A 6,114-nucleotide genomic window follows, 5' to 3' on the forward strand; every position below is an offset into this window, starting at 1 on the left:
GGCCGACGGGGCGGCGAACTCGCCCAGCTCCTGGCGGGCCTGGGCGATGCGCATCGCCTCGATGGTCAGGTCGTGCCGCATCTCCGAGCGGCTCCACGCCCGTTCCGCCAGCTCCCACAGCGTGGTCAGGTGCAGCGGGTTGGCGCCGGTCACCTCGGCCAGCGCGATCACCGCGCCCTTGGGCGGGAGCAGCCGGCCGTTGAGGTACCGCTCCCAGGACGTCCTGCTGTACCCGGTGTTGTCGGCGACGGCGGCGATGCCGAGGCCGCCGCGGTCCACCAGCATCCGCAGGGCGTCCGTGAACTCCCTGACCTCCGGGTCGAGTTCCTCCGGCAACGCCTTCCAACGCGGCATGGCTCCCCCTCCGCCCGAGCGTCCGGCCCCCTGCCGCGCGCCTCCCCCGCGCACGGCATTCCGGACGTCCCGACCACGTTAGCCCGATTCGGGCCGTTGCGGGAGAAGACCTCCCGTTCCCGTCACACGGTCACGAGTCGTCCACGGTGAAGTGGAGGAGGTCCTTGATGAACGGCAGCTCCAGCTTGGGGTCCGGCTGCACCATCAGCGCCAGCAGCACGATCGCCACGCCCAGCAGCCCGTACGTCACGACGTCGGTGAACCGCGACCGCACCGCCAGGATGCCGACGTGGGGCACCGCCCACCGCAGTGCCGCGCCCAGCAGCAGTCCGGCGCCCACCACCAGGGTGCCCAGCCGGAACATGCCGAACGCCGTGACCAGCAGCCCGATCGCGGCCACCGTGATGACCAGCAGGATCGGCCACTGCCGGGCCGGCGCCGGAGCGTCCCCGGGGGCGGCACGGCCGCCGCCCTCGGGGCGCGCGGTGTCGCGGGTGAACAGCGGGAACCTGCGGGTGACCCGCCTCGGCCGCCCCTGGTCGTCCGGGGCGCTGACCGCGTCCCGCACCACGGGCTCCGACGAGGCGCCCTCGGGCCCCGAGGTCTCCGGGGCCTCCGAAGTCTCCGGGGCCTCCGAACCCTTCGGGGCGTCCTGGGGGTCCACCGAGCCCGAGGCGTCCGGGGCGTCCGGGGCGTCCGGCACGTTCGCCGCGTCCGTGGAGCCGGTCCCGCCCCGCGTCTCAGCCGGCACGACGCTCCGCCGCCTCGACCACGTTGACCAGCAGCAGCGCCCGCGTCATCGGGCCCACGCCGCCCGGGTTGGGCGACAGGAAGCCGGCCACCTCGGCCACGTCCGGGTGGACGTCTCCGACGATCTTGCCCTCGTCGTTGCGCGAGACGCCGACGTCCAGCACGGCCGCGCCCGGCTTGATGTCCTCGGCGCGGATCAGGTGCGGCGCACCGGCCGCCGCGACCACGATGTCGGCCCGCCTGAGGTGCGCGGCCAGGTCCTTGGTGCCGGTGTGGCACTGGGTGACCGTGGCGTTCTCGGAGCGGCGGGTCATCAGCAGCGGCATCGGGCGGCCGATGGTGACGCCGCGCCCGACCACCACCACCTCGGCGCCCTTGGTCTCCACGCCGTAACGGCGCAGCAGGGTGAGGATGCCGTTGGGGGTGCAGGGCAGCGGGGCGGGCTCGTTGAGCACCAGGCGGCCGAGGTTCATCGGGTGGAGGCCGTCGGCGTCCTTGTCCGGGTCCATCAGCTCGAGGATCCGGTTCTCGTCGATGCCCTTGGGCAGCGGCAGCTGGACGATGTAACCGGTGCAGGCCGGGTCCTCGTTGAGTTCGCGGACGACCGCCTCGATCTCCTCCTGGGTGGCCGTGGCGGGCAGCTCGCGCTGGATGGAGGCGATGCCGACCTGGGCGCAGTCGCGGTGCTTGCCGGCGACGTACTTACGGCTGCCGGGGTCGTCCCCCACCAGCAGGGTGCCGAGACCGGGCGTGACGCCCTTCTCCTTCAGCTTCGCCACGCGGGCGGCAAGCTCGGACTTGATCTCGGCCGCGGTGGCCTTGCCATCGAGAATCTGGGCGCTCATGCCCCCATCCTCCCGGATGACCCTGGCCATGTTCAAAACAGGGCCGGGGCGGGGCCACGACCAACCCGGACGGCTCCGGCCTGCGCCTACTCCCGGTGAGGCGCGCGTTGCACTTCCGCAACAGGTCGCCCCGACGGGTGGACAGGGGCGGATCGGTGCAGAACGATGAATCGGCAGTGCAGCGGGCAACCGGGGGGCCAGACCGCACACGCGCACCTTCCTCCGCAGACGATCGCCCGTCGTGGCCCTGTCACGCGTCGAGGTTTCGGAGAAAGGGAACCACCATGAGCTATGGCGACCCCAACAACCCCTACGGAGCGCCGCAGCAGCAGCCGCCGTCGGGTCCCGGTTACGGCTACCCGCAGCAGCAGCCGCCCGCCCAGCAGCAGGGCTACGGCTACCCGCAGCACCCCCAGCAGCAGGGCTACCCCAGCTACCCGGGCGCCACGCAGGTCCCCCAGTCGATGCCGGGTCTCCTCGTCACGGCGCGGGTGTTCCTGTTCATCATCGGCGGCTTCCAGATCATCGTCGGCGGCATCATGCTGCTCGCCGCCGCGGGCAGCGGCGCGCTGACCACGAGCCAGCTGGAGAGCGCCGGTCTCAGCGGCATCAGCCCGGACGCGGTCACCGGCATATTCGCGGGCCTGGGCCTGCTGTTCCTGGCACTGTCGCCGCTGTCCATCACGCTCGGCGTGAAGTTCGCCAAGGGCGGCAACGGCGTGCGGATCACCACCATCGTCTACGGCGCGGTCGGCGCGGCGATGGGTCTGCTGGCGCTGGTCGGCGGCGGATTCGCGGGCGTGCTGTGGCTGGCCTTCAGCGGCGTCATGATCGCCGCCTGCGCCCAGCCCTCCGGCAAGGCCTGGTTCAACCGCCCGCGGTACTGAGCGCGCCCTACTGAGCGCGCCCGCGGTACTGAGCGGACCCGCGGTACTGGCCCACGCTCGGTGCCGAGCCCGCCGGGGGCACGGCCCGGCAGGACGGCGAACGGCGGCGGTATCGGCCCACCCCCCAAGGGAGGCCGACACCGCCGCCGCGTCATGTCACCGGCGGACCAGGTCCGCGTGCGGCGGAACCTCAGTGGAAGAAGTGCCGCGTGCCGGTGAGGTACATGGTGACGCCCGCCTTCTTCGCGGCCTCGACCACCAGCTCGTCGCGGACCGAACCGCCCGGCTGGACCACGGCCTTGACGCCCGCCGCGGTGAGGATCTCCAGCCCGTCCGGGAACGGGAAGAAGGCGTCGGAGGCGGCGTAGGAGCCGCGCGCCCGCTCCTCACCGGCCCGCTCGACGGCCAGCTTGGCGGAGTCGACCCGGTTGACCTGGCCCATGCCGACGCCGACCGAGGCGCCGTCCTTGGCGAGCAGGATCGCGTTGGACTTCACCGCGCGGCACGCCTTCCAGGCGAACGCCAGCTCGGCCAGCTCGGCCTCGGAGAGCGCCTCGCCGGTGGCCAGCGTCCAGTTGGCCGGGTCGTCGCCCTCGGCCTGGAGCCGGTCGGTGACCTGGAGCAGCGCGCCGCCGTCGATCGGCTTGACCTCGACGGGCGCCGACGGGGCCTCGGCGGCCCGCAGGACACGGATGTTCTTCTTCCGGGCGAGGATCTCGACGGCGCCGTCCTCGTAACCGGGCGCGACGATGACCTCGGTGAAGATCTCGGCGACCTGCTCGGCCATCTCCTTCGACACCGGCCGGTTGACCGCGATCACGCCGCCGAACGCGGAGAGCGGGTCGCAGGCGTGCGCCTTGCGGTGCGCCTCGGCGACGTCGGCGCCGACCGCGATGCCGCACGGGTTGGCGTGCTTGATGATCGCGACGCAGGGCTCGGCGTGGTCGTACGCGGCACGGCGCGCGGCGTCCGTGTCCGTGTAGTTGTTGTACGACATCTCCTTGCCGTGCAGCTGCTCGGCGCGGGCCAGGCCGCCGTGCGCGTCCTCGGAGAGGTAGAGCGCGGCGGGCTGGTGCGGGTTCTCGCCGTAGCGCAGGGTGTGGCTGCGCTGCCAGGTGGCGCCGAGGAAGTCGGGGAACTGCGACTGCTCGTCCGCCGGGGCGTACTCCGAGGCGAACCAGGAGGCGACGGCCACGTCGTAGGAGGCGGTGTGCTGGAACGCCTCGGCGGCCAGCCGCTTGCGGGCGGCCAGGTCGAACCCGCCGCCCTTCACCGCGGCCAGCACGTCGCCGTAGCGGGCGGGGCTGGTGACCACGGCGACCGAGGGGTGGTTCTTGGCGGCGGCGCGGACCATGGAGGGGCCGCCGATGTCGATCTGCTCGACGCACTCGTCGGCCGAGGCGCCGGAGGCGACGGTCTCCCGGAACGGGTAGAGGTTGACGACCACCAGGTCGAAGGGGGCGACGCCCAGCTCGTCGAGCTGCTGCCGGTGGCTGTCCAGGCGCAGGTCGGCCAGGATGCCGGCGTGGACCTTCGGGTGCAGCGTCTTGACGCGGCCGTCGAGGCACTCCGGGAAGCCGGTCAGCTCCTCGACCTTGGTGACGGGCACGCCCGCGGCGGCGATCCGGCCGGCGGTGGAGCCGGTGGAGACCAGCTCGACGCCCGCCTCGTGGAGGCCCTGGGCCAGCTCCTCGAGGCCGGTCTTGTCGTAGACGCTGACCAGCGCGCGACGGATGGGCCGCTGGGTCGTGACAGTGCTGTCGGCGGTCACGGGATAACTACCTTTCGTCCCTCAATGCGGTAGCCGTTGCGGGCGAGACGCCCCACGACATCGACGAGCAGCCTTCGCTCGACTTCCTTGATGCGCTCGTGCAGAGCGCTCTCGTCGTCCTCGTCCCGGATCTCGACCACGCCCTGGGCGATGATCGGGCCGGTGTCGACGCCGTCGTCGACGAAGTGGACGGTGCATCCGGTGACCCTGGCGCCGTACGCGAGCGCGTCCCGCACGCCGTGGGCCCCGGGAAAACTGGGCAGCAGGGCGGGGTGCGTGTTGACGAACCGTCCGCCGAAGCGGGCCAGGAACTCCTTGCCCACGATCTTCATGAAACCGGCGGAGACGACCAGGTCCGGCCGGTGGGCGGCGACCGCCTCGGCGAGCGCGGCGTCCCACTCCGCACGGGTGGCGTGGTCCTTCACCCGGACGACGAAGGTCGGCAGCCCGGCGCGCTCGGCACGCGCCAGCCCCTCGATGCCTTCCCGGTCGGCGCCGACGGCGACGATCTCGGCCCCGTACTCCTCGGTGCCGGTCGTCTCGATGGCGTCGAGGAGAGCCTGGAGGTTCGTACCGGATCCGGAGACCAGGACGACGAGGCGCTTGACCACGGACGCGGGCGGCTTGGCGGCGGCCACGGCGGGGCCCTTTCTCGGGGGAGCGGCGTTTCCGGCCGGTCGTACGCGCGGCTTTGTACGGACGTACGAATGCTTCGCGCCCCGGAATACGGGGAAGTCTACGAAGCGGTCGACCGGCAGCAACGATACCCGGCACTTCGGACGGCCCCCACGGGACGGGGGCGGGGCCGGGCGGTAGCGTCTGCCCTGTGCGACGCGGAACCGGGCGGGAACGTCCCAGGTGCGCCACGCGTTCCGAAGAGGGAAGGGGCCGGGGCCCTGGGGTCCCTCCCCGCGCGGGATGTGCCGTACGGCACATCCTCGAGGCTCCTCCCGCGCTCTTCGGGCGGCTTCGTCGTGGCAACCGGCGGCTTCGGCCGTGCGGCGGGACGCAGCCCTTCCAGCCGTCCAGCCGTCAGACCAGCACGCGAGACCACACCGGAGCAGCACGCCAGGCCAGCAGGTAGGAAACAGCCCGCCAGACCGCCAGTCAGACCGCCAGTAGTCAGACAGCCAGTCAGACAGCACGCCAGTCTCTTCAGTCACCAGCCGTTCCAGTCAGGGGAAGACGCTCACCCGATGCCCGACCGCAGCAGTCCGCGACTCCTCACCCTTCCCACGCGCCTCGCGCCCGGTACACGGGGACATGCCTCGCCGGGAGGGGAGCGTGGCGGCGTGCTGCTGCGGAAGCCCTCCGAGCCCGGTTCCACGGCCCATGACGGCCGGCGGGACGCCGACGGCCGGCGGAACGCGGCCGGCGACAACGAGGACAACCCGTTCGCCCCGCCGCCGGAGAACCAGCCCTCGCAGGAAGGCCGCTGGAGCGACCGGCAGCCCGAGAGCGGTGGCGGCGGCTGGGCCGGCTGGGGCCAGCGGCCCGGCGGACCGGG

The 6,114-nt window shown here is 72.7% G+C and carries 6 protein-coding genes and 1 pseudogene; 2 read left to right on the top strand and 5 right to left on the bottom strand.

Features of this window, described 5'->3' with window-relative positions; translation table 11 throughout:
• The 3 genes from HW445_RS15795 to HW445_RS15805 form a co-directional block, all read right to left on the bottom strand.
• Positions 1-354 (bottom strand): helix-turn-helix transcriptional regulator (locus HW445_RS15795; protein WP_180221654.1); only part of this gene is annotated, 354 nt, incomplete at its 3' end.
• A gap of 130 nt (positions 355-484) precedes the next feature.
• A complete protein-coding gene (locus HW445_RS15800) occupies positions 485-1,018 on the bottom strand; it encodes a DUF3017 domain-containing protein (protein ID WP_180221659.1) in 534 nt (177 codons plus the stop codon).
• Between the two features lie 76 nt (positions 1,019-1,094).
• Positions 1,095-1,949, bottom strand: a complete 855-nt coding sequence (locus HW445_RS15805; RefSeq protein ID WP_180221655.1) for a bifunctional methylenetetrahydrofolate dehydrogenase/methenyltetrahydrofolate cyclohydrolase — start codon at positions 1,947-1,949, stop codon at positions 1,095-1,097.
• Positions 1,950-2,233: 284 nt separating this feature from the next.
• Between HW445_RS15805 and HW445_RS15810 the strand changes: the two genes are divergently transcribed.
• Positions 2,234-2,836 (top strand): hypothetical protein, encoded by a 603-nt coding sequence (locus HW445_RS15810; protein WP_180221656.1) that lies wholly within the window; start codon positions 2,234-2,236, stop codon positions 2,834-2,836.
• A gap of 190 nt (positions 2,837-3,026) precedes the next feature.
• Here the strand turns inward: HW445_RS15810 and purH are convergent, their stop codons facing one another.
• Complete coding sequence (gene purH / locus HW445_RS15815; protein ID WP_180221657.1) at positions 3,027-4,607, bottom strand: bifunctional phosphoribosylaminoimidazolecarboxamide formyltransferase/IMP cyclohydrolase; 1,581 nt, start codon at positions 4,605-4,607, stop codon at positions 3,027-3,029.
• Positions 4,604-5,245, bottom strand: coding sequence for a phosphoribosylglycinamide formyltransferase (gene purN, locus HW445_RS15820; protein WP_180221658.1), 642 nt, complete (start codon positions 5,243-5,245; stop codon positions 4,604-4,606). Before purN ends, purH begins: the two co-directional genes overlap by 4 nt.
• Positions 5,246-5,899: 654 nt before the next feature.
• Here purN and HW445_RS15825 point away from each other — a divergent pair.
• A pseudogene (locus tag HW445_RS15825) lies at positions 5,900-6,114 on the top strand (hypothetical protein); the annotation flags it as partial.

The sequence above is a fragment of the Streptomyces sp. UH6 genome (assembly GCF_013421635.1).
GTDB classification, from domain to species: domain Bacteria; phylum Actinomycetota; class Actinomycetes; order Streptomycetales; family Streptomycetaceae; genus Streptomyces; species Streptomyces abyssomicinicus.